The sequence below is a fragment of the Armatimonadota bacterium genome (assembly GCA_023511795.1).
Classification (GTDB): Bacteria; Armatimonadota; UBA5829; order DTJY01; family DTJY01; genus JAIMAU01.
The window spans coordinates 49,293-71,856 of sequence record JAIMAU010000001.1; the positions used below are offsets into that span (position 1 = coordinate 49,293).

The following is a 22,564-nucleotide window of genomic DNA, read 5'->3' on the forward strand; positions in this document are numbered from 1 at the left end:
TCTTAAGGCTGGAGCAGGTTGTTTGTCAAACTTTGACGAAAAGAAGATAATAAGGATAGCGACTATGTCAGCAAAAGTATCAATCGTTAAGTGTGAAGATTATACACCTTCAAATGTCTTGAGGGCAGTAAAAGAAGCGGTTAGCCTCCTCGGAGGGATGGAGAAATTTGTGCGGCAAGGGCAGAAAGTTCTGCTTAAGCCTAACCTCTTGTCAGCTCGGCCGCCGGAGTCGGCAGTATGCACCCATCCCGCAGTGGTGGAAGCCATTATCAGTCTTGCTGCGGTCGCAGGGGGCATATGCATAGTTGGCGATAGTCCGTCGGTAGGTGCTAATACTCAGGAAGGGTTTGAAAACTTGCTTCAAGTTACGGGCATGATGGATGTGATTCGGCGCACGGAAGCTGGCATTGCGTGGTTCAACAAAAGCGGCACAGAGCGCCGAATTACAAACGCAAAAGTCTTCCGTCGAATACTCATAGCGGATGCCCTCGCAGAAACAGATGTCCTTATCAATGTCCCTAAGTTCAAAACCCATGAGCTCACTCGATTAACCGGTGCAGTAAAAAACCTATTTGGCTGCATCCCTGGCCGCCGGAAGGTTGAATTTCATCTCCAGGCTGGAGCAGACCCCGAAGTATTCGCTCAGATTCTGGTGGATACGCTTTGGGAAGTCCGACCAGCGCTTAATATTATGGATGGCATTGTTGGAATGGATGGCCAGGGGCCGGCCGCAGGGCGACGGAGAACCTTTGGATTTATCATTGCTGGCGAGGATCCAGTGGCCGTTGACGCAGTTGCTTGCATTACAGCGAACATCGATCCGATGGAGGTTCCAATGCTCAGGTTGGCCACCGAGCAGGGTGTGGGAGCTGCAAACCGCACTGAAATCGAAATACTTGGTGTCCAGCCTGAAGAGGTACGAATTCCTGGGTTTCTAATGCCTGGGCGCGGTGACATCATCAGCCGCCTCCCGAGGTCAGTTTACCACATTGCGCGAAACCATCTCGTTAGGCGGCCGGTGTTTATTCGAAGCAAGTGTACTGGTTGCCGGGAATGTGTTGCGATATGTCCTGTTGGGGCAATACGTGGCAATGATAAGAGGCTGGCAGTGGACTATTCCACTTGCATTCGATGTTACTGCTGTCAGGAAGTTTGCCCAGCAGAAGCGATTGCTTTGCGGGATAGCCGGCTCCGAGTTTCGTTGGAAACTGCGCTTGCCATCCGTCGGGCAATTCGCCGTATTCTTAAAAAATGAAACTTTTAGCTGTTCAGGACGTCTTATATTCTAAAGTATAATTATGAAAAATTCTCCCGAAGGGTGAGCCTTTGAATAAAATCACATTTTGACCTTCCAGACTCAGCCGAAGCTAAGCTGTTGCCCTTGTTTCAATTAGTTTCCTCCCATTATTATCGAAAGGAGAACATCAATGAGAAAGCTTATGTTTGCAGTTTTCCTATTTCTGCTAATTGCCTATCCTTGTATCTCATCTGAAGGGGTCGGCAAGCCGACAAGTGTCGAGCTCACCATCTACAACCAAAACTTTGCTTTGGTGAAGGAAGTGCGGCGCATGGCTTTGGAAAAGGGGATTAACTTCATTTCCGTCCCTGATGTCGCCGCAATGATTCAGCCTGAGACGGTAGCCTTTAAATCACTTACGGATCCAGAATCGGTGGCTGTTCGGGAGCAGAACTATCGTTATGACCTTATTAATCCTCTAACAATTTTAAACAAATCGGTTGGGAAGCCTGTGAAAATAAGACGGTACTCTGGAGGAACAATGTTCACCGATGAGGGCATTTTGTTAAATCCAGCAAGCGTTGTAACACAGTATGTGCAGCCTACAGGGTATGGTTATGACGTTAGTCAGTCAAGCCCCTTGACTCAGTACAGTGGTTTGGTAATTCAGACTGAAAAAGGCATAATCTTGAATCCAATAGGCGAGGTTGAGGTAACAGAGCTTCCCGAAGGGCTTGTATCCCGTCCAACACTTGAATGGAAAATCGAAGCTACAAAGCCAGGCAACCATGATACTGAAATTTCCTATTTAGCCAATTCAATTAACTGGAAAGCCGATTACGTCGCTGTAGTTGATGCTTTAGATAAGAAAGTTGACATTACTGGGTGGGTGACCCTTGACAACAAAAGTGGAGCAACATATGAGAATGCCACACTAAATCTTATGGCGGGCGATGTGCACCGTGTTACCCCAAGCCCTAGGGGTGTTGGTGCGTATGGAGGATACGATGTTAAACTGGCAATGCCAGAGCCGCAATTTACCGAGAAAGCATTTTTTGAATACCATTTGTATACCTTGCAGGGTAAAACAACTGTGCGAGATAAAGAAACCAAGCAGATTTCCCTTCTTTCTGCTACGGAAGTACCTGCAAAGAAAGTTTACATCTATGATGGAAGGGAAAGTTGGTGGCGAAGTTGGCGTGGTGGTGTGGGCTACCGGCCTGGAGAGAGTTATGATGTAAGTACGAATAAGAAAGTTAATGTTTTTGTCGAATTTGTCAATAACAAGGACAATAATTTGGGCATACCACTTCCAAAGGGCACTGTGCGTGTGTACAAGCAAGAGGCGGATGCAAATCGCCACTTTGTGGGCGAGGATGAAATTGATCATACGCCCAAGGACGAGAAAATTCGGCTGTACCTGGGCGATGCTTTTGATATTGTGGGCGAACATAAGCGGACCAATTTCCGCAGAGTAAGCGACCGTGAAGTGGAGGAGAGCTTTGAAATAACTATACGCAACCATAAAGATTTGCCGGTCAGTGTCTTGGTCGTCGAACACTTATTGGGTGATTGGCGAATAGTCGAAAGCTCGCACAAGTATTTTAAGAAGGATGCGTCTACAGTCGAGATTCCAGTTGAAGTGCCTAAAAACTCCGATTTGAAGATTACCTACGTGGCAAGAACAAGATGGTAATTTAAAAGTTTTTTGCCGGCAAACGTAAAACACGAGCTGACAGCTGATTATTGCCTTAATCTGTTCGCTATAGTATAATCTGTCGGGCGGTTTACAGGTTGTCCAAGCCCTCGGACTATTGAACGGGGGCTTTGCTATTGAGTCATGATTAGAAAATCTCAGCCAAAAATCTTGATAACCAATGACGATGGCATCTATGCGGAAGGTCTTTTTGCACTCAAGACAGCGCTCGACCGCATAGGTGCTGTATATGTCGTCGCCCCTGACCGCCCAAGAAGTGCATCTGGGCACTCTATTACCCTTCATAAACCGCTTCGTCTAAGCAAGGTTCGCCTTCCTGACGGCTCTTATGGGTATTCTACAAACGGTACACCCTCGGATTGTGTTTCGCTTGGACTTCTTGATGTCATCGAGGGTAAGGTAGATCTTGTGGTCTCGGGAATTAATTGGGGGCCGAACTTAGGCTGGGATTTGACCTACTCAGGCACTGTTTCCGCGGCAATGGAAGCGGTGATAATGGGAATACCAGCGTTCGCCGTCTCGGTTGCATCATATGAAGAAGGTGTTTCATTTGACTGCGCGGCGGAATTTTCTGCATTTCTGGCAGAAGTTATTCTAGAGCATCGCCTTCCTCCTGATACTCTTTTGAATGTCAATGTTCCAAATCAGCCACCTGAGCATATTCAAGGGGTGGAGATAACTCGACAAGGGCGAAGAAGATACACTGGGAAGCTCGAAAAAAGAGTTGACCCATCGGGTCGAGCATATTATTGGCTTGGTGGCGAATCGATTGATGAGCTTGCAGAAGGCACCGATACAAAGGCAATCGCTGATGACAAAATCTCGGTTACACCCATACACCTTGATTTAACAGGCTATTCTGCACTAGATGAATTAAAGAAATGGGGAATCGAATCGTGGACTTCCAAATCATAGATGCGAATACGCTATTTGGATTTCATCCCATCCACAAACTTGATATGTCAATTGAACGCCTGATGAGGGATATGGAGAGATACAAAATTGGGGCGAGCATTACTCTTTCAACTATAGGCCTCTTTTGTGATTATGTAGAGGGGAATAAGATAACAAAAGGAGCGGCCACAGCAAATAGTCGTCTAATTCCTGCAGGCACAGTAAATCCTCAAGGCTACTTCGGTACTGATGAGGACATGCGTGCAATAGTTTCGCAGGGTTTTCGCATATTTAGATTCTTCCCAGCAGAGCAAGGCTGGCCTATTGACTCAGCAGCATTCAAACTAGTGCTGAAGCAGTTGGCTTCATTCAAAGTTGCGGTGATGGTGGATGCAGGCAAGCCAGGGGAGCCCACTGCTCTGGCGCACGTTGTAGCCGACTACCCAGGGGCAGTGATTATGTGTTCAATCTCCGCCGAATCAATAGCTGAAGCGCTTGCCGTGATGCTCGAAATGCCAAATGTAATGGTTGAGACCCATGAATTACATGTTCCTGGTGCCCTCAAAGTAGTGGCCGAAAGAGTAGGGGCCAATCGAGTAATTTTTGGGTCGGGTGCTCCACGGCGTTCGACTGCTAGCTCGCTAAATAGTGTTCTCAATTCAGAGCTCTCAGATGCCGAGAAGCAGCTTGTGCTTGGTGGGAATATCAAGCGAATCCTGGAGGTCGGATAATGGCTGTTGACATTCGGATAAATTATGTTGAGCATGATTTGTTAGGGCGACCTTTTGGTAGCAATGGCATATTAGCGTCTATGGACAAATACCGTATAGATACCGCCATCCTAGTTTCTGGCCATGCGGTTGCATGTAATTTCCGCGAAGGGAACGCACAACTCCTGGAGGCAATCAAGGATAACAACCGCCTTTTTGGGTATATTGTAGTAAACCCGAACTACCCCGAAGAATCCATTGAGGAAATTAGAAATTTAGGCGGCAACCGCAAGATGGTGGCACTAGCGCTATTTAGCGGTGCGTTTCGTCCCTACCCAACATTTGACGACTGCGAAGAAATCCTGAATGCATATAGACGCTATGTCAAGCCTGTGCTGCTTTATGTTCCACACGCGGAGGCAGTCGAGGCTGCCAAGGAAATAGCCGCAAAGTTTCCAACAATTCAGTTTGTGTTTGGTTCGATGGGCGGAGCGGACTGGAAGGCAACATTGAACATAGGAAAGTTGCTCAATGTGCATATGGAGACTTCGGGTTCGTTCGACGTTGAAAAAATTGAAGAGGCAGTGGCGCGCATTGGGGCGCACAGGATTCTCTTTGGTAGCGATCTGCCGATTTCTGATCCTGCTTCTGAGATTGTACTCATTCGAGCGAGCAATATTTCAAAGGATGCAATGATAAAAATATTCAACCAAAACGCGGTCAGGTTATTCCGACTCCAAACACCTTCTCAGGAGGAAGAGTCATCAGGTTGAGGAAGTTAAATGAAAATCGCTTTAATTCTCGCCATCATTCCTGCTGTCTTCGTGCATTCTGAAGCTTACCCTGACACAAACTTTAGAACCCTTATTGAGTGGGATTTTAGTTCGCCATCCGCCATTAGCCAATGGAAGCCGAATTCCCAAATTAAGAGCTTGGAAATCAAAAACGGATGTCTTACTGGCAAGACCGAAGGCGCGGATCCCATACTCGTAGGACCACTCTTTGAAATCCCTGCATCTCCATTTCAATTTGTTGAGGTGAGAGCAAAAACAAGCGTAGACGGTGAAGGTGAGCTTTTTTGGACAAATACAATAGAAGAGCCTTATGGAGGGTTCCGGCAAGAGAAAGCAAATTCAATCTCTTTTAAAAAAGGCGATTTTCAAGTATACCGCATATTCCCGTTTTGGCAAAAAGAAGGCAAGATTATCCATCTGCGTTTTGACCCCCCTTCCGACTGCCAGTTTGAGGTTGACTATATACGTGTATTAGAACTGACTGGCCTTGAAACCGAAGAATCCTTTTTTGATTTTAGAAAATCAAGCCAATGGATTCCGACAGGCGGCGAATTAGTAACATATTCATCGGCAGGAATGAAGCTAACAACCTCAGACAAGGCACTCCTTTTCTCGCCTATGGTTAACATTGAGGCTGATACATGGCGCTGGCTCGGTTTCATGATAAGATGCAACAATGATGCCTATGCGGTAGCTAAATGGATAACAGATGTATTGCCAGGCGTGCAGTCAGCGTCCTTTAAGCTGAAGGGTGACGGTAAATGGCATGCGTACAATATTCAGTGCGAGAACCTTCCCGAGTGGCAGGGAAAAGTCATGCTTCTGGGGCTCGAGCTCTGTCCAAGTTCTAGAACTACTTTCGAAATTGCTTGCGCAGGAGTTGATAATGATAGACTAGGGCCGGCTGAGCTGGAAGTGGAAAGCTTTGGTTTTACTAAGGCAATCAATCGTGCAGGCACGGCGACTTCTCTTCGTGCAAAAATAACAAATGTTGGTGGTGAGCCGACACACGAATTGCGCATAAACCTAAGCCTTGGGGACGGATTGTCCTTACAGGGTGGATTGTCTGAAATGCAAGTACCTCCACTTGAACCCGGTGGTACGATTGTCTATGAGTGGTCAGTTTTCTCTGATAAGCCAAGAACCTCATGGGCAACGGTTGAAATAAAAGATGATTCTGGCATTCTCGCACGCAGACAGTCTAAATTGCGATGGGACCCACCTTATCAAGTGGTGAAGGCAGACTATGTCCCCGAGCCTAATCCGGTTCGAGGTGACTATGAAATTGGAATGTACTATTATCCTGGCTGGTGGAACTATCAGCGATGGGCAGTGCTCGATGACTATCCTGAAAGGCGTCCAGTTTTGGGCTACTACCGCGAAGGCGAACCCGAGGTTGCCGACTGGCACATAAAATGGATGGTCGAGCACGGGGTGACATTCGTTGTCTACGATTGGTATTGGTGTGCAGGTGCTCGGAGTCTCGAGCATGCGCTTCATAACGGCTATTTGAAGTCGAAATATAGGAAAAAAATTAAGTTTTGCCTGCTTTGGGCAAATCACAACCCTCCAAAGACTTCCTCGGCAGAAGATATGGTCAATGTTACAAATTACTGGCTTGATAATTATTTTTGCCTGCCAGAATATTTCAAAATTAATGGAAAACCTGTTGTTATTATATTTTCACCCCACCGGCTCACTGAGGACATGGGTTCCGACGGAGTAAGAAGGGCTTTTGAAAAATCGAGGGAGATGGCAAGAGCGAGGGGTTTCCCAGGTATCTATTTTGTTGGATGCGTTGGGCCCAACAAACATCAAATCGAGATATTGGAGAGCGAGGGATACGACGCTCTCAGCGGTTACAACTATCCGAGCGCTGGTGATAAGGGACGGCTCATTGCACCGTACGATGATATGGTGACTGGATATCGAGATATTTGGAACGCTATTGCAGCTTTTTCAGAGATACCTTACATACCTGTGACTGAGCCTGGATGGGATTCGCGTCCCTGGCACGGCATAAACTCTCGCGTTAGAACCGGGAAGACGCCCGAGAAATTTGCGCAAATGCTGCGAAATGCAAAGGAGTTCTTAAATACCCATAAAACTTCACCAAAGGTGGTCCTTATCGAAGCATGGAATGAGTTTGGCGAAGGCGACTATATTGAACCCCATTTGGAATGGGGCTTTGGGTACTTGGACGCAATTCGAGAAGTATTCACCGACGCACCACATGAGCACATTGACCTTGTTCCGCAAGACGTTGGCCTTGGCCCCTATGAATTTACAAAGCCCAAGCCTCTTACAAGCTGGACGTTCGATGGATTGGAAGAAGTGGGATGGAGCGCATCTCAGGAACTTCGAGATGCTAGCATCGAGAATGGTAGCTTTGTAGCTACTTCCATTGGTTCCGATCCAGCCTTCTATGGGCCACCAGTAAACATTGATTCCTCAAAGTTCAAGACCCTAGAAATACGAATGAAGGTAGATAGAGGGAAGCAGGCTCAGCTTTTCTGGGCAGGTCGGGGCAGAAACTTCAATGAAACAATGAGTGTGAGGTTTGAAATTTTTACTGATGGCGAGTTTCATATTTATAGACTAAATCTAAGCACTTTGCCGACTTGGCGTGGTACAATTACCGGCTTGCGGTTTGACCCTACCGATGCTGGCAAAGCACGTATAGAGATTGACTACATTCGTTTTCTACCTTAATCCTCTTTCTAGGCTCTCTTAATCACTTAGAAATCATCTCTTTTTGGATTCCTCTTATGGCACAAATGATTTGGTGGATTACGTATTTCTAATATCCAGTGCGCTTGAGGAGGAAATATGAAAGCGATTAGGCGAGTCGTCTTTATTGTTTTGATGGGCTTAGCCCTTAGTATGATTACTAGATATGCATATGGCAGTGATGTTGTCAAGCTGGAATATAAGTATGTCCCTGGCGAGCTTTTGCGCTACAAAATGGTTGCAGATATGAAGATTCATATGACGGGCGGTCCAAACGCCGCATCAATCACCATGCCAGTAAGAATAGCGGGCGTGTTTAAACAGAAAACCAAGCGTTTGCTATCTGATGGCGACGCAGAAATCATTTTGGCACTTGAGTCGCTGAGAATGGAGATGATGGGCAAAACCTGTGAGCTGCCTTTCAAGCAAATTCCCCCAATATCCATGGTTGTCTCAAAAACCGGCATGGTCAAGGGTTTGGCATCAAATGAATTGCTTGGTAGCTTTATACCTGGCGGGAAACTGATGTGCCCGAGCGGCATGGGCACAAATATGGTACTCCTCCCGCAAGAGGAACTTCGTATTGGTGATACTTGGGCGAGGGATTTCCCGAAAATAGAGGGCTTGAATAACGTTAAGCTAACTGGAAAGCTACTTAGCATCGACTTCAAAGTTGGCAAATACACTACTGCTGTGTTCAAGCAATACTTCGGCAGCGACTTTGATATGACATCACCAATGGCAATGAATGCCCATGGAGGTTCTGTTTTGCCTGTTGGTGGCAATATGAAAGGTTCATTCCTTGGAGATACGACAGTTTGTTTTTCAGCCGAGAAAGGACAACTAATTCGAACTGATGGCCAGTTAAGCATGAATATGACTGCCAGCATGCCAGATACAAATGGGAATCACGCAAATGTGAGCCTCAATGTGGAGATTGCATACCAGATGTTCCTTTTGTCAGCCAGCACACAGAAATAGGTACTTTGGCTATGCTATGGGTGCAATAGTTTAAGGAGGCAATTATTCCACTGCTTGCGTCAAAGCACAAGAGAATTAGATTTTATGCGGCTTTTTGCTCACAGCTTTGAAGTTCGCGCATATATGACCGTGCGAAAGCCTCTACAGTTCGCTCGTCAACTGTGCCTTCAGCATCGTGCTTGAGAATTTCCAGCGCATCGTTTTCATTCAACGGTCTCCGATATCTTTGCGGTGAAGTCAGACGGTCGAATGTATCGGAAATCGCAATGATGCTAGCACCCTCATCGGCTCTGTCAGTAAGTGTTAATAGTCTGACGTGGGGGTTGGCTTTTCTTCTGTTGAAGCTGGTTAGATAAGCTGCTACTTTGCGCGAGATAGCAGACTGAGGCACTAGCGAGCGGTTCATGTGGTGAAGCAAGGCTGCCAATTTGAGGTCTGAAATTTCCTCAGAATTCCAATTCATCTCGGCAGCAGTCATTGCACACAACTTTTCAACACGACGGCAATGCTGACGCTCTTCTGAATCTCTTTCTGCCATGCCAGCAATCAAGTACTCAATTGCTATATCTATAATAGGACTTTTTTCCATTTCATCCCCCATTAGGTTAATTGGCAACAACCAAACTAGATTATCGGTTGCAGTTGGCTTATTCATAAGCCTCTCGTATGCGGGTGAACATAAGTCCTCACAAAGTCGTCTAACACCCGGAACCGTGACCGCATGTACAGGTTTTGCTGCGTAAACCTTGACTTAGCTATATTTCTCTTGTATACTGAACTAACACATTAAAAATGCACAATTGAGGTGACACGCTTGAAACTAAAGATAGGGCTGCCAAAGGGGAGCTTACAAGAGTCAACGTTAAGTTTATTTAGAAAGGCGGGCTGGGAATTCCACATCAATAGCAGGTCTTATATGCCGTCTTGCGATGATAATGAGCTGGATGCTCTTCTTGTGCGGCCGCAAGAAATTCCCAGATATGTGCAGGATGGCATCCTCGATGTGGGGCTTACTGGCTATGATTGGGTTGTTGACAACGGTGCAGATGTCGTGGAGGTAGAAGATCTTTCGTATAACAAAGCAACTTTCCGTCCCCTACGCGTGGTTGTGGCAGTGCAGGAGGAATCAAATTTTCATAGCCCCAAAGATTTGAATGGAAAGCGAATCTCCACCGAATATGTCAACCTCACCAAGCGGTGGCTTGAAACTCATGGAATTTCCGCGCACGTCGAGTTTTCGTGGGGTGCATGCGAGGTTAAAGTTCCTGACCTAGCCGATGCAATAGTTGTAAATACCGAAACTGGCAGTTCTTTGCGTGCACACAATCTGCGCATAATGGAAACAATCCTTGAGTCAACTGCACGGCTAATTGCCAATAAGATTTCTTGGGAAGATCCTTGGAAGCGCACGAAAATTGAAAATCTTGCCATGCTTTTGAAAGGTGCAATCAGTGCGGAACAGCTAGTAGGCTTGAAAATGAACGTGCCTAAGGAAAGATTAGGGGACGTGATTGAAGTTCTTCCGGCGCTTAGACGGCCGACGCTTTCGCCGCTCAGCGACGAGAATTGGTATGCAGTAGAAACGATAATTGATGTGAAAACAGTGCGCGAACTCATACCAACCCTACGGCGTGCAGGTGCTGAGGGATTAGTAGAGTACCCTCTAAACAAAGTAATTCCTTGAGCTAAGATAAACCGAAATTCAAAATAAAATTGTGTTAAAATCTTATACTTCCCGTGGAGAAATATATGATCTGTAAAAATTGCGGGAAAAACAACGAGGATGATAGCAAGTATTGCCGGGAGTGTGGCACCAGGCTGTTTTCGGGAAAACAGCTAACGCCAGATGATCACCTCAAAATTGGCGAGCTAATTTACAGCGCATATAAGCACAGCGAGGCCGGACGGTTGGATGACGCCATACTCGCGTGCCAGGGTGCACTTGCTATAGACGACGACAATGCGTCTGCGCATTCGCTTCTTGGTTCATTATACGAGAAACGTGGCGATATTAGTCTTGCCATTGCAGAGTACGAGCGCGTGGTAGCTCTAAATCCTAACAGTATAGCAGACCAACAGAAGCTTTTAGACCTAAGGAGCGGGAAGGTTAGTAAAGTAGTCCAAGCGAAAAAGAGAGAAGAGTATTTTGAAAAGCTTCGACCATATTTCCCCTCTATTGCAGCAGCTACTGTAACCCTATTCATACTAATCATTGGGTTATGCATGCTTAGAGGTTCGTCCGGAAGCAGTAAAGAAACAAAGCGGCATTACGCACAAAGCCGTCCACCTCAGCAATCTACAGCCTATCCTGGTCAGCCTAGTCAACCATTCATGGGAAGCCCCCAGCCTGGAACCCAGGTGCAGGGCCAGCAGATGAATCCGATGCAAGGCATCCAGCAGGCCACGGGCCAGCAAACAGCCAGTCAATCAACAGCAGAAAGGAAGCCTGAAACTGAACGTCAGCAGGCCGAGGCGCCAAGGATTGCTAAGCAAGGTATTCCTTCAGTGCCGCTTCCTGGTACGGAAAATAAGCAGCAGACTCAGGTGAAGAGCGGAGAATCTGTGCGACAGCCTTCTAATAAAACTACGGCTACTACTTCAAAGGAGCAGCCTGTGATAGTACCTCTAACGGATGGCGTCGAGGCTCAGGCTCAACCATCGCCGCCTGCAGCACCCCCAAAGCCAGCGCCCACTATAATCGTCCATGAGCCAGCGCCGGAACCGCCGATTGACGTTGAAGATAAGGCGGTCCAACTTCAGAGAGCTGGGAAATATAGAGAAGCAATCTCTGCGTATCGGGAATCGCTTAACCAGACAACCGATCCAGGGCGAGTATATCAGCAAATTGCGTTATGTTATCAGAGGCTTGGGGAGTACAGCCAGGCGATAGACAACTATAATAGAGCAATTCGGTCTTTCCGCGAACAGCAAGCTGCAGGTCGAGATGCGGCCGAAGTGCAAAAAAATATTCGTTCCTGTGGAGCCGGCATAGAGGTGTGTCGAAATCACGCTCGATAATAAGATAACTAAAAATGAAGTCTAATGTAATAGCTATTACTTTGGCATTGATTTTAATCATATCAAGTTCCTGTTTTGCTGCTAAAGAACCCAATGCTCCAAATCGCCCTTTGGTATTGATTGTCCCAATCACGCTCACAGTGGATGGGAAAGATTCCCCGAGCGACCCTGACGTTATAGCTGCGGTATCGAAGCTAATGGCGGAAAGTGGTAAAGTTGACACGCTTATATTTGACCCCGATTTGCCAACTGTCACTAGAGCGGTATTCGAGGGAAAGTTGAAATCGGAGGTAATCAGGAAAGTTTCGGATGCATCGAGGGCAATGGAGATTGGGCGTGCGCTTAACGTCGGTTATACTCTTATATGCCGGGGAACAGTTGTAGGAAATCAAGTAGATGTGGCTCTCGAACTGCTTAAAATTCCGTCTGGTGGCAGATGGGTTGCTACCTCTGGTAGTCTTATTGCCGAGGGGATGGGCTCCATAGCTGATATTAATAGAAAGAACGCAATTTTGACGGCGGCAAGCTCTGCTGTATCCCAGATTGCCATTATGGCTTTTGGAGGGGCTGTAGCTCAACCTACCGATAAACCAGCTGAATATGTGCCAGTGGTGGCGGTGCCGAAGATTTCCGAGCCGAAGCCACGCAACATTCAGGTTGAATATGAACAACACGTAAAACAGGCGAATGAATATATTCAGAAGAACGATTTAATTAATGGCATTCATGAATTGCGAGAGGCAATTAACCTTAATCCATCGAATTCGGAGAGTCGCGTCAAGCTTGCGGAACTCTATTGGAAATTTGGAATGGTGGATGAAGCGATTGACGAGTGCCGCCGGGGGTTGCTTTTTAAGAAGGACGATGCATCGCTTATAACTGCGTTAGTTCAGTATTATATGACAACAGGTAATCTTGAGGAAGCCGCCGAGGAATGCCAAAAAATTTTGCAGCTCGAGCCGCAAAATGTTAAAGTCCGCCTTAGTCTTGGGGATATTTATTGGAACCAGGGCAAGATTGACGAGGCGGTAAAGACTTACGAGGAAGCAGCGGAGCTCAATCAAAAAGATGCCGCGCCACATGAAAAGTTGTACAAACTATATGCTGCAAAGCGTATGTATGCGGAGGCGCTGAAACATTTAGTCAAGGCTAAAGAAGTGGCGCTTGGTGATAATCCAACTGCTGCCGAACGCCATGGGGTTCTCGCTCAAATTTTGGAAGAGCGATTCAATGCAGTATTAGAGAAACTAAAAGTTGCATCCGAAGACTATAGCCGGCAGAAGCTCAGCAGGGAAGACTATTACCAAGAATGCAAAGATGCTGATGCAGAGGCAGAGGGGCTTGCGACGTTTATTTCAAGCCAAAATAGCTCTGACAATCTAAAAGAGGTGCTTCCCAGAGCTGTGCTTGCGACAAGTCTTCTAGCTCAAGCAACTGGCAGCCTAGTCTTATATCTTGAAACCGAAAAAAAACAGTATATGGAGCAGGCGTCGATTTTACAGGATGAAGCAAAAGCAGAGTTAGCAGCCTTTCTCAGCGCAATAAGGCAAAGATAACATAAAAGTTTAGTCAAATGTCTTTTATGGAGAGAGGTTTTGTAATGAATGGAGTTGCATCCGCCGGCAAGACAATTATTGCCATAGGGGTGTTGTTGATAGTAATCGGCGGGATTATTCTCCTGCTGTCGAAGGTTTCGGGCGGGCGAGGACATCCGTTGCCCGGTGATATAGCCATTCGGTGGGGAAATGTAAGGATTTATTTCCCAATTGTTACCAGCATAGTGATTAGCATTGTGCTGACACTGCTTTTCATGGTTTTCTCATGGTTGAGCAGAAAATAAATGTAGCAGGACCATGCGGCTAAGCGAGTTTGATTATGATTTGCCGCCTGAGCTTATCGCTCAGGAGCCGCTGCCGGAAAGGGATAAATCAAGGCTGCTCGTATTGTTTCGCAAAACGGGCCGCATCGAACACCGATATTTTTATAATCTTCCTGAGTACCTGAATCCTGGCGACCTTCTGGTGATGAACAACACGAGAGTAACTGCTAAGCGGCTCAGGGGAGTTAAGCCAACAGGCGGCAAAGTCGAGGCTCTTTTGCTACACGAGGTCGGCCCAAATAAGTGGGAGGCATTAGTCAAACCTGGTAGACGAGTTGAGCCTGGCACGGTTATAAACTTTGGCGATAATTTGAGTGCCGAAGTGATTGCCCGGACAAAAGAAGGTGGTCGCATCCTTGATTTTGGCGATGTTCCAGAGGTGAGAGAGGCAATCGAGCGGATCGGAGAAGTACCTCTGCCGCCATATATAAAAAAGGAACTTAGGTTAGCAGAAAGATACCAGACAGTTTACGCGCAGGTTCCAGGTTCAGCAGCAGCGCCAACTGCAGGTCTCCATTTTACGCCGAGGCTTATTTCGAAGATACGCGAAAAGGGGGTCGAAATAGCGTTCGTAACCCTCAACGTTGGCGTTGCAACGTTTCGGCCAGTAAAGACTGAGCTGATTGCCGAACATCCGATGCATCGCGAGATGATTTCTGTCTCTCCAAAAGCTGCAGAGATGGTAAATTCGGCCAAAGGGCGCATAATTGCAGTTGGAACGACTACCGCAAGGGCGCTTGAAAGTGCGGCTGTGGGCAAACGAAAAATCCAACCCATGGAGGGCGAGACAGGGCTTTATATTATTCCTGGTTATGAGTTTAAGGTTATTGATGGGTTGATAACAAACTTTCACATGCCTAGGTCTACACTTTTAATACTTGTCTCAGCTTTTGCAGGGCGAGACAATATAATGCGAGCATATGAGGAAGCAAAAAGGCTGAAGTATAGATTTCTCAGCTTTGGCGACGCAATGCTTATAGTATGACCGGGGGGTTGAGATTATATGCGTAGCCTTGAGGAATGGACAAGGTATCTTGAACGCCAAGAGCAGGCGCTGAAGGAAGCAAAAAGCGAGGGGCTAGAGAATGATAAAAACCATACTGCTCCTACCGCGGAGGGCGTTAAAGCTAAAGTTACTAAGGAGGAATCTACAGAGACAAATGCCTCTGCGCCCATACTGCCCAGAACTAAGATTGCAGCGAAATCAAGACTAAATGCAATGGCAAATCTTACCCTGACTGGCGAAGAAGTGGCACAGCGTTCATACAAGCCTTTCAAAGAAACGCGAGAACAGCTTCTCGAACGTCTGCTAGATCCTGAACTTACGCTTGAGGAAACAGCTCGTTTGCTGAACTGCTGTCCAACGACCGTTCGACGCTATACAAACAAAGGGATCTTAAAGCATATTCGCACAGGAGGCAACCAGCGGCGCTTTAAGCTGTCCGACGTACTAGAGTTTTTGGAGTCGCGCAAGGTCTCTGGAAATGAAGATTAGCGGTGGCAAAGTTTAGGAAATTTGAGCTCTGTTGGTGAACATTTATATGGAATCTCGGCTTGCATAAAATTAAGATTGAAACACTCTGGTCGCTTTATGAAAATTACAAACACACATGGCACCGTAATCGCTGAGAGAGTTGAATCAGCAAAAGACTTTCTTCCACGTTTAATCGGATTGATGGGTCGTAAGTCTCTGGCAAAAAATTCGGGATTGCTAATACATGGATGTTGTCAAGTCCACACTTTTTTCATGCGATTCCCAATCGATGTAATTTACGCTGACCGCGAGCTTCGCGTGTTGAGAGTGGACGTTAACGTACCTCCTTGGCACATCCTACCAAGATGTAACGGCGCTTTCTATGTGATTGAACTTCCTGCATGTGCAGGTAGTGTTTCCATTGGAGACAAGCTCAGGCTGGAGGATGCCTGCGGATGAGGGTTTTCATCTTCAGTGAAAGCTATGAGCCTTTGTTAAATGGAGTCGCCGTCTCTGTTGGAACGCTAGCAAAGGAGCTAAGAGCACGTGGGCATGAGATATATGTTGTGACCTCTTCCTATCGCGGCTATAAGGATTCAGACCCGCATGTTTTTCGTGTTCCTGCAATACGGACCTGGATAGACCCAACCTACCCAGTGCCAATCCCATGGTTTAATCGAATTCCAGAAAAGATTCGTGAGCTTAAGCCAGATATTATTCATACACATACACCCTGGATGCTCGGCCAAGTGGGTCTTAAATTGGCAAAACAGATGGGGATTCCTTGCGTATCAACTTGCCATACGCAATATACGGAATATATACATTATTTTCCGCTTGCTCCTCAGAAGGCAAAGCGATTGTTCATAATAAACTTGATGCGAAGATACTACAATCAGTGCAATGTGGTGATTGTTCCCTCCAAACTAACGATGGAGATGCTTCGAAGCTTTGGTGTGCAGGCCCCGATATATATTATTCCAACAGGCAATGCCCTTGATACAACGATGGATTTCAAAGCAAGGGTGCAAATCCGTCAAAAACTGGGGATTCCTGAGGATGCCCGTGTGCTTATTTATGTTGGAAGACTTGCTAAGGAGAAAAACCTACAGTTGATTTTTGAATCTTTCAATAAGCTTGCTCAGAGGCATAGTAATCTTTACTTGCTGATTGTTGGCGGCGGGCCATATGAGTCCCAAGCCAAGCAAATTGCTGCATCCCTGAAATCATCTGATCGTATTGTATTTGCTGGTGCAATGCCAAGGTGTGAAGTGGCGAAATATTATTCGGCAGGCGATATTTTTGTATTTCCTTCGACGACAGAAACCCAGGGGCTAGTACTATGTGAGGCTCTTGCTGCAGGGCTTCCTTGTGTGGCTGTTCGAGCTGGTGGAATTCCGGAAATGATAAATGACGGAGAAGAGGGCTTGCTTACTGAAGACGATGTGGAAGACTTTGCAGAGAAAATAGAGCTATTACTTATTGATGAGGAGTTGTATAAACATTTTTCTGCCTCGGCAGTCCGGAATTCTGCCCGTTTTACTCCAGCTGAAATGGCAACAAAAGTGTTGGCAGTCTACGAGTCCCTGCTTGCATGAGCTTTTATAAGAGTGGGAAATCGTGGCGTGAGATTGTTTTGTTTGCATTTCGCTGCTTTGTTTGTGTGGAATGTTACAGTAAAATAGGAGCGACTACCTTACTCCGACGAGGTAGAGCCATCCGTCCCCACAGTAGATGAGGATTTGGCGACAGTCATTAGAAGGGATGCAAGTTCGAATAACACCACCAAGGGTAAGCTTTGAGCGAATCTTTCCATCGCTTTGTATATTGTAAAGGCTGGACTTTCCGTCAGATGCAATGACCGATGAGCCTGTTGGCGAAATGGCTACAAGCCTCGGGCTGAAAAATAGGCCGCCCTTTTCCCAGAGAAGGTTTCCCTTTGCACTGTATACCTTAATTTTTCGTTCTAGCATGTGCGAACGTGAGCGGCTCAAATATTTTGCAAAGCTTATTGCAACGTATTGGCTTCGTGGAGACACGCGGGCGAATGGCTCAAAACCCTCAACTTTCTGCCGCCAAAGCAGGCGGCCTTGTGTATTCCATAGGCATACCTCTGTCACAGGTCTATGCTGTGAGCCAGGTTGAACCCCTAAGATAGTGTTTCCATCGGCACTCACTTGAAGGTCGTACTGGCGGTCATTATAATGTCCATATCGCCATAGTAGCTTACTTTTGAGGTCATAGCATGCGATTGCAGATTTTTGCCAAGTTCCCGCAACTATTCGCTGACTATCAGGAGTGAATGTTAGCGAATGAACGATGCCTTCCAGCCGCCATCGCCGCCATCGCGGACGAATTGGGTAGGGTGGGTAAAGGTAAAGGTAACATTTGCCTGTTCCAACAGCCACATAGTCTCCATTAGGAGAGACAGCAGCCGACCATATGCTGCCGGAAACATCATGCCTCCAGTATAAATTGTTATTAAGTCGGAAATAGTGAACGGTTGTACGAGTCGGATCAAGTTTTGTATATACTAATAGGCTACTGCCATTTTGAGCTATAAGGGCATCAGTTGCGCCTTCAATTTTCTTTTGCCATATCAGCCTTGCATTTTTATTGTAGAAGCGAACATTTCCTTCGGTATCCACCGTGCCGAAGTAGTTGCCGCCGGGCGCAATTGTAAGAGAAACTGGCGGCTTTATTGGGCGTTTCCAAATGAGATGTAAATCGTCACCAACTGCTCCATTTATTCCTGCAAAGAGTAAAAGGATAATGGCAGCGATAGCGACGCAGGGGATTCGTTTGGGCAAAGGTATTACTGCTGTGATTCTTGCACCATGCGTATGAAATATTCGTGAATCCTGGTATCGGTGGTCAGCTCGGGATGGAAGGCTGCCCCCAGCAGATTTTTTTGCTTTACAAAAACAATCTTTTCGTTGCATCGCGCAAGTACCTCCACGCCGGGATTTGCTTTCTCGACATATGGGGCGCGAATGAAGATTGCACGGAATGGCGGTTTGCCGAGCGCTTCAATATCCAAATCTACTTCGAAGCTGTCCACCTGTCGCCCAAATGCATTGCGAAGAACTGTTACATCGAGCAGTCCTAACCTGTGTTGATCACTACCGACGATTTCTTTCGCAAGCAGTATCAGACCAGCGCAAGTTCCAAAAATTGGCATACCCCGCCCGGCAGCCTCGATAATCTTCTTGTCGAGATCGTACCGGGCGAGGAGTTTGCCTATGGTGGTGCTTTCGCCGCCGGGGATTATTAGCCCCTGAACGGAGTCGAGCTCTTCATGCGTTCGCACAGGTGTTGCCTGCTTGCCGCATAGTTTAATGGTATCAATATGTTTTTGAAAAGCCCCCTGGAGTGCGAGGACTCCGATTTTTAGCGTTTTACCCAACTCCTACCAACCTCGAACTGAAAGGAGTTCGTTTTCTGGAATCTGCCGAATGTCAAGACCAGGCATTGCGCTGCCTAGGCCCATGGAAAGTTCGGCAAGGATCTCGGGTTTGTCATAATAAGTCGTTGCGTCTACAATTGCCTTTGCACGCTTCACGGGATCCTCCGACTTAAAAATGCCCGAGCCGACAAAAATGGCTTCTGCACCGAGTTGCATCATGAGCGCTGCATCTGCAGGGGTAGCTATACCTCCAGCCGAGAAGTTTGGCACAGGGAGCTTGCCTGTTTCCGCAACCTCAAGCACCAATTCGTATGGTGCATTCATGTTCTTTGAGTATGCCATAATCTCATCACGACGCATGGATTGTAGTCGGCGGATTTCAGACATTACTGACCGCATGTGCCTGACTGCCTCTACAATGTTTCCAGAGCCGGCTTCACCCTTCGTGCGAATCATTGCCGCACCTTCACCAATGCGCCTTAGGGCTTCTGCAAGATCACGGCACCCACAGACAAAAGGCACTTTAAACTGGTGCTTGTCAATATGGTGCATTTCGTCAGCCGGCGTGAGCACTTCGCTCTCGTCAATGTAATCAACACCAAGCGCCTCCAGAATCTGTGCTTCAACGAAGTGGCCAATCCTCACTTTTGCCATTACTGGGATGGTAACAGCATCCATGATTTCTTTAATTTTAACAGGGTCAGCCATTCGCGCCACGCCGCCCTCACGGCGGATGTCGGCTGGGACTCTCTCAAGCGCCATAACTGCAACTGCGCCGGCTTCTTCGGCAATTTTAGCTTGTTCGGCGTTCGTTACATCCATAATAACGCCGCCTTTTAGCATCTCTGCCAGGCCAACTTTTGTCCGCCATGTGGATTTTTGAACATCCGTCATAACCTATCACCCCCTTGATTTTGGCTCACTCGCTTTCAGCCATCTTGAGCAGCCTTTCCCATTGGGTATCAACCTCTTTCTGGATTTCTTCAATAATCCATTGGTTCTCCGGCTTCATAAGATGACGGTATTTTGTCTGCTCTTTTAAGAACTCTGTGATTGGCAGCTTTTCCTTTGGCTTGTAGGTGAGCCTGTATTTTCCATTCTCAACCTCATATAAAGGCCAGTAGCATGAATTTACCGCGTCGCGTGCAATCTGTATTGCCTTTTCTGGCGGGAAAGCCCATCCAAGACGGCATGGAGACAAGACATTAATAAATGTTGGACCATCCGTATTGAGGGCTTTCTGAACTTTAGTGACAAAGTCGTTCCAATGGCTTGGCGAAGCCTGCGCACAGTATGGAATGTTGTGTGCAACCATTATCGCAGTCAAGTCTTTGCTTCTTTGTTTCTTTCCATAGGATGCTTTGCCAACGGGTGATGTGGTTGTTTCTGCACCCAATGGCGTAGCGCTAGATCGCTGAATACCTGTGTTCATGTAAGCCTCGTTGTTGTAGCAGATGTAAAGCATCCTATGTCCGCGTTCCATCGCTCCTGATAGCGATTGTAGCCCAATGTCGTACGTTCCACCGTCGCCGCCGAATGCAATGAAGCGAATTTCTTTGTCAAGCTTCCCTTGTTTCTTTAGTGATCTGTAGGCCGCTTCCACGCCGCTTATTGTTGCCGCCACATTTTCGAAGGCACTGTGAATGAAGGGTACTCTCCAGGCGCTAAATGGGAAAATGGTTGTTGCTACTGACATACATCCCGTTGCCGCGCCAACTACCACTGGGGTATCCGTCGCAGCCAAAGCCTGACGTATTATTGTAGGGAATGTGCATCCGGCGCACGCTCGATGTCCACCAGAGAGCAATTCACCTTTTTTTGCTAGTTCTTTTAGATTTGCCATTTTTTTCTCCTTTACTCACGTACTCCAAGGTAGTTAATTGCCTTGTAGGGGCGCTTGCCATTCTTGGAGATTGCTTCAAGTTCCTCGTAGACAGAGGCTATGTGGCTGAGGTTAATGTCTCGACCACCTAGACCGTAAACGTAGTTCACGGCCGTAGGACGTTTTTCGCAATCATAAAGTGCAGAGCGAATCTCGGCATAAAGTGGGCCGCCGGTTCCAGCCACGGCGTCTGAACGATCGAGGACTGCAACCGCTTTCATTCTGCACAATATTTCGGCTATTTGCTTCTCAGGGAATGGCCGGAACACGCGAAGCTTAAGCATTCCTGCTTTCATGCCTTTCTTGCGCAATTCGTTAATAACGACCTTCGCTGTGCCAGCAGTGGAGCCGAGGACAACAATTGCGAGTTCTGCATCATCTAGGTAATACTCTTCAAATAAGCCATACTTTCTGCCAAACTTCTCTCCAAATTCTGCGCCGATTTTTTCAATGATTGGAAGAGCATGGAACATTGGCTCAATTTGGGAGCGTTTGTGCTCGAAGTAATAGTCAGTGAAGTCTAGCGAGCCTATGGTAATTGGATGCTCCACATCGAGCAATGCATACTTCGGTTTGTATTCGCCGATAAAATCTCTGATGTCTTTGTCGTCGTAAACTTCGACCGGTTCCATGCCGTGGCTGATGATGAAACCATCATAATTGACCATTACTGGAAGTTGGATATCGTCATGCTCGGCAATTCTGACCGCCTGAAATAGGTTGTCATAGACCTCTTGTGCATTTTCTGAGAATATCTGTATCCAACCAGAGTCGCGCGCTCCCATAGAATCGCTATGGTCGCAGTGAATGTTAATAGGAGCGCTTAATGCTCTATTAACCATTGGCATTACAATTGGCAGTCTCAAGCCTGATGCTATATACAGCATCTCCCACATTAATGCTAAGCCTTGCGATGAAGTAGCAGTCATTGTGCGAGTGCCTGCGGCTGCCGCACCAATTGTTGCGCTCATGGCGCTATGTTCGCTCTCCACGGTAATTAGCTCGGTGTTAACCAGTCCATCAGCAACATAGCTGGCGAATATCTGCATGACTTCGGTTTGCGGAGTAATGGGATAAGCAGCAACCACATCGGGGTTAATCTGCTTCATTGCCATTGCCGCTGCTTCGTTGCCCGTAAGGGCGATTCTTTCTTTGGTAGTCGTAGCCAATTTTGTCCTCCTAACCTTCCGTCACTTCGTCATATGCTCGCTGGATTGCTTTGATATTTCCCTCAATAATTTCAGGCCTTGAGCGGAATTTCTTCTCCAGTTTTTTGCGTGTGTCTTTGAGCATTTCTTCAAAGTCTAGTAGGCCTGTAACTTTTACAAGTGCGCCCATCATCGGTGTGTTGGGGATATCCCTACCAATCGTTTCGCGAGCAATTTTTGAAGCATCAACTGTGTAAACTTTTTGTCCATTAAGCTTCAGCATCTCACGAAATTTGGAAGCCGGTAGGCTGCTGTTAATCAGTATTATTCCGTTTTCTGGCAGACCCTGCGTCACATCGATGTTGCCGATAAGAGTTGGGTCGAGCACAACTACGATATCGGGCGACGTAACGTGGCAGTGCAAGGTGATAGGCTGGTCGCTGATTCGGTTGAACGATTGGACGGGCGCCCCCATCCTTTCAGGGCCATACTCGGGGAATGCTTGCATGTATTTTCCTTGTCCGAGCACGGCTTCTCCAAACAGTAGCGCAGCCGTTTTGGCACCTTGCCCACCTCGGCCGTGCCACCGTATCTCGGTTAGCTTTGACATTTTTAGATGCCTCCCTTTTATTTGTAACAAGCGACGGGTGACGGGTAAGGAAGTATTTTCCTCGAATTGTGTGAGGCACTAGCC

Annotated in this window: 22 protein-coding genes; 15 read left to right on the plus strand and 7 right to left on the minus strand. The window is 46.9% G+C overall.

Translation table 11 applies throughout. The annotated features are described in order from the left end of the window. Window positions 1–22 precede the first annotated feature (22 nt). From K6T99_00215 to K6T99_00245, 7 genes are all read left to right on the plus strand, one after another. Complete coding sequence (locus K6T99_00215; protein ID MCL6518237.1) at window positions 23–1,255, plus strand: DUF362 domain-containing protein; 1,233 nt, start codon at window positions 23–25, stop codon at window positions 1,253–1,255. A gap of 226 nt (window positions 1,256–1,481) precedes the next feature. Further along, complete coding sequence (locus K6T99_00220) at window positions 1,482–2,933, plus strand: hypothetical protein (GenBank protein MCL6518238.1); 1,452 nt, start codon at window positions 1,482–1,484, stop codon at window positions 2,931–2,933. A gap of 144 nt (window positions 2,934–3,077) precedes the next feature. After that, complete coding sequence (surE, locus tag K6T99_00225) at window positions 3,078–3,869, plus strand: 5'/3'-nucleotidase SurE (protein ID MCL6518239.1); 792 nt, start codon at window positions 3,078–3,080, stop codon at window positions 3,867–3,869. Next, on the plus strand, window positions 3,851–4,579 hold the full coding sequence (locus K6T99_00230) for an amidohydrolase family protein (protein MCL6518240.1): 729 nt from the start codon (window positions 3,851–3,853) through the stop codon (window positions 4,577–4,579). The genes surE and K6T99_00230 overlap by 19 nt, the downstream gene beginning before the upstream one ends. Continuing rightward, window positions 4,579–5,331 (plus strand): amidohydrolase family protein, encoded by a 753-nt coding sequence (locus K6T99_00235; GenBank protein MCL6518241.1) that lies wholly within the window; start codon window positions 4,579–4,581, stop codon window positions 5,329–5,331. The genes K6T99_00230 and K6T99_00235 overlap by 1 nt, the downstream gene beginning before the upstream one ends. Window positions 5,332–5,340: 9 nt before the next feature. Next, window positions 5,341–8,064: a glycoside hydrolase family 99-like domain-containing protein gene (locus K6T99_00240; protein MCL6518242.1), complete on the plus strand. Its 2,724-nt coding sequence runs from the start codon at window positions 5,341–5,343 to the stop codon at window positions 8,062–8,064. 117 nt (window positions 8,065–8,181) lie between these two features. Further along, complete coding sequence (locus K6T99_00245) at window positions 8,182–9,063, plus strand: hypothetical protein (protein ID MCL6518243.1); 882 nt, start codon at window positions 8,182–8,184, stop codon at window positions 9,061–9,063. Between the two features lie 82 nt (window positions 9,064–9,145). Here the strand turns inward: K6T99_00245 and K6T99_00250 are convergent, their stop codons facing one another. Further along, window positions 9,146–9,718 carry a hypothetical protein gene (locus K6T99_00250; GenBank protein MCL6518244.1) on the minus strand — a complete coding sequence of 191 codons (573 nt, stop codon included), beginning with the start codon at window positions 9,716–9,718 and terminating at the stop codon, window positions 9,146–9,148. A gap of 144 nt (window positions 9,719–9,862) precedes the next feature. Between K6T99_00250 and hisG the strand changes: the two genes are divergently transcribed. The 8 genes from hisG to K6T99_00290 all read left to right on the plus strand — a co-directional run bounded on the left by hisG (window position 9,863) and on the right by K6T99_00290 (window position 17,032). After that, entirely contained in the window at window positions 9,863–10,747 is an 885-nt protein-coding gene (hisG, locus tag K6T99_00255; protein ID MCL6518245.1) for an ATP phosphoribosyltransferase, read from the plus strand. 65 nt (window positions 10,748–10,812) lie between these two features. Then, a complete protein-coding gene (locus K6T99_00260) occupies window positions 10,813–12,081 on the plus strand; it encodes a tetratricopeptide repeat protein (GenBank protein ID MCL6518246.1) in 1,269 nt (422 codons plus the stop codon). A 14-nt stretch (window positions 12,082–12,095) separates the two neighbouring features. Then, window positions 12,096–13,637 (plus strand): tetratricopeptide repeat protein, encoded by a 1,542-nt coding sequence (locus tag K6T99_00265; GenBank protein MCL6518247.1) that lies wholly within the window; start codon window positions 12,096–12,098, stop codon window positions 13,635–13,637. A gap of 44 nt (window positions 13,638–13,681) precedes the next feature. After that, window positions 13,682–13,921, plus strand: a complete 240-nt coding sequence (locus tag K6T99_00270) for a DUF2905 domain-containing protein (GenBank protein ID MCL6518248.1) — start codon at window positions 13,682–13,684, stop codon at window positions 13,919–13,921. Between the two features lie 13 nt (window positions 13,922–13,934). Beyond that, window positions 13,935–14,945 carry a tRNA preQ1(34) S-adenosylmethionine ribosyltransferase-isomerase QueA gene (gene queA / locus K6T99_00275; GenBank protein MCL6518249.1) on the plus strand — a complete coding sequence of 337 codons (1,011 nt, stop codon included), beginning with the start codon at window positions 13,935–13,937 and terminating at the stop codon, window positions 14,943–14,945. 18 nt (window positions 14,946–14,963) lie between these two features. Next, window positions 14,964–15,455 carry a helix-turn-helix domain-containing protein gene (locus tag K6T99_00280; protein ID MCL6518250.1) on the plus strand — a complete coding sequence of 164 codons (492 nt, stop codon included), beginning with the start codon at window positions 14,964–14,966 and terminating at the stop codon, window positions 15,453–15,455. A gap of 96 nt (window positions 15,456–15,551) precedes the next feature. Continuing rightward, window positions 15,552–15,893, plus strand: coding sequence for a DUF192 domain-containing protein (locus K6T99_00285; GenBank protein ID MCL6518251.1), 342 nt, complete (start codon window positions 15,552–15,554; stop codon window positions 15,891–15,893). Continuing rightward, on the plus strand, window positions 15,890–17,032 hold the full coding sequence (locus K6T99_00290; GenBank protein MCL6518252.1) for a glycosyltransferase family 4 protein: 1,143 nt from the start codon (window positions 15,890–15,892) through the stop codon (window positions 17,030–17,032). Before K6T99_00285 ends, K6T99_00290 begins: the two co-directional genes overlap by 4 nt. Window positions 17,033–17,125: 93 nt before the next feature. Here the strand turns inward: K6T99_00290 and K6T99_00295 are convergent, their stop codons facing one another. The 6 genes from K6T99_00295 to K6T99_00320 form a co-directional block, all read right to left on the minus strand. Further along, window positions 17,126–18,244, minus strand: coding sequence for a WD40 repeat domain-containing protein (locus tag K6T99_00295; GenBank protein ID MCL6518253.1), 1,119 nt, complete (start codon window positions 18,242–18,244; stop codon window positions 17,126–17,128). Window positions 18,245–18,249: 5 nt separating this feature from the next. After that, window positions 18,250–18,840: a pyridoxal 5'-phosphate synthase glutaminase subunit PdxT gene (pdxT, locus tag K6T99_00300; GenBank protein ID MCL6518254.1), complete on the minus strand. Its 591-nt coding sequence runs from the start codon at window positions 18,838–18,840 to the stop codon at window positions 18,250–18,252. A 3-nt stretch (window positions 18,841–18,843) separates the two neighbouring features. Next, a complete protein-coding gene (gene pdxS, locus K6T99_00305) occupies window positions 18,844–19,734 on the minus strand; it encodes a pyridoxal 5'-phosphate synthase lyase subunit PdxS (protein MCL6518255.1) in 891 nt (296 codons plus the stop codon). A 25-nt stretch (window positions 19,735–19,759) separates the two neighbouring features. Beyond that, window positions 19,760–20,683 carry a pyruvate ferredoxin oxidoreductase gene (locus tag K6T99_00310; GenBank protein MCL6518256.1) on the minus strand — a complete coding sequence of 308 codons (924 nt, stop codon included), beginning with the start codon at window positions 20,681–20,683 and terminating at the stop codon, window positions 19,760–19,762. 11 nt (window positions 20,684–20,694) lie between these two features. After that, a complete protein-coding gene (gene porA, locus K6T99_00315) occupies window positions 20,695–21,837 on the minus strand; it encodes a pyruvate ferredoxin oxidoreductase (protein ID MCL6518257.1) in 1,143 nt (380 codons plus the stop codon). 64 nt (window positions 21,838–21,901) lie between these two features. Beyond that, window positions 21,902–22,480 carry a 2-oxoacid:acceptor oxidoreductase family protein gene (locus K6T99_00320; protein MCL6518258.1) on the minus strand — a complete coding sequence of 193 codons (579 nt, stop codon included), beginning with the start codon at window positions 22,478–22,480 and terminating at the stop codon, window positions 21,902–21,904. Window positions 22,481–22,564 lie beyond the last annotated feature (84 nt).

Bases quoted from the DNA above. Each gene is read 5' to 3' on its own strand.
- K6T99_00250 (MCL6518244.1), bottom strand. From the start codon at position 9,718: ATGAATAAGCCAACTGCAACCGATAATCTAGTTTGGTTGTTGCCAATT.
- K6T99_00280 (MCL6518250.1), top strand. From the start codon at position 14,964: ATGCGTAGCCTTGAGGAATGGACAAGGTATCTTGAACGCCAAGAGCAG.
- K6T99_00260 (MCL6518246.1), top strand. From the start codon at position 10,813: ATGATCTGTAAAAATTGCGGGAAAAACAACGAGGATGATAGCAAGTAT.
- porA (MCL6518257.1), bottom strand. From the start codon at position 21,837: ATGGCAATGAAGCAGATTAACCCCGATGTGGTTGCTGCTTATCCCATT.
- K6T99_00245 (MCL6518243.1), top strand. From the start codon at position 8,182: ATGAAAGCGATTAGGCGAGTCGTCTTTATTGTTTTGATGGGCTTAGCC.
- K6T99_00235 (MCL6518241.1), top strand. From the start codon at position 4,579: ATGGCTGTTGACATTCGGATAAATTATGTTGAGCATGATTTGTTAGGG.
- K6T99_00285 (MCL6518251.1), top strand. From the start codon at position 15,552: ATGAAAATTACAAACACACATGGCACCGTAATCGCTGAGAGAGTTGAA.
- K6T99_00310 (MCL6518256.1), bottom strand. From the start codon at position 20,683: ATGGCAAATCTAAAAGAACTAGCAAAAAAAGGTGAATTGCTCTCTGGT.
- surE (MCL6518239.1), top strand. From the start codon at position 3,078: ATGATTAGAAAATCTCAGCCAAAAATCTTGATAACCAATGACGATGGC.
- K6T99_00270 (MCL6518248.1), top strand. From the start codon at position 13,682: ATGAATGGAGTTGCATCCGCCGGCAAGACAATTATTGCCATAGGGGTG.
- K6T99_00265 (MCL6518247.1), top strand. From the start codon at position 12,096: ATGAAGTCTAATGTAATAGCTATTACTTTGGCATTGATTTTAATCATA.
- pdxS (MCL6518255.1), bottom strand. From the start codon at position 19,734: ATGACGGATGTTCAAAAATCCACATGGCGGACAAAAGTTGGCCTGGCA.
- K6T99_00320 (MCL6518258.1), bottom strand. From the start codon at position 22,480: ATGTCAAAGCTAACCGAGATACGGTGGCACGGCCGAGGTGGGCAAGGT.
- K6T99_00240 (MCL6518242.1), top strand. From the start codon at position 5,341: ATGAAAATCGCTTTAATTCTCGCCATCATTCCTGCTGTCTTCGTGCAT.
- K6T99_00290 (MCL6518252.1), top strand. From the start codon at position 15,890: ATGAGGGTTTTCATCTTCAGTGAAAGCTATGAGCCTTTGTTAAATGGA.
- queA (MCL6518249.1), top strand. From the start codon at position 13,935: ATGCGGCTAAGCGAGTTTGATTATGATTTGCCGCCTGAGCTTATCGCT.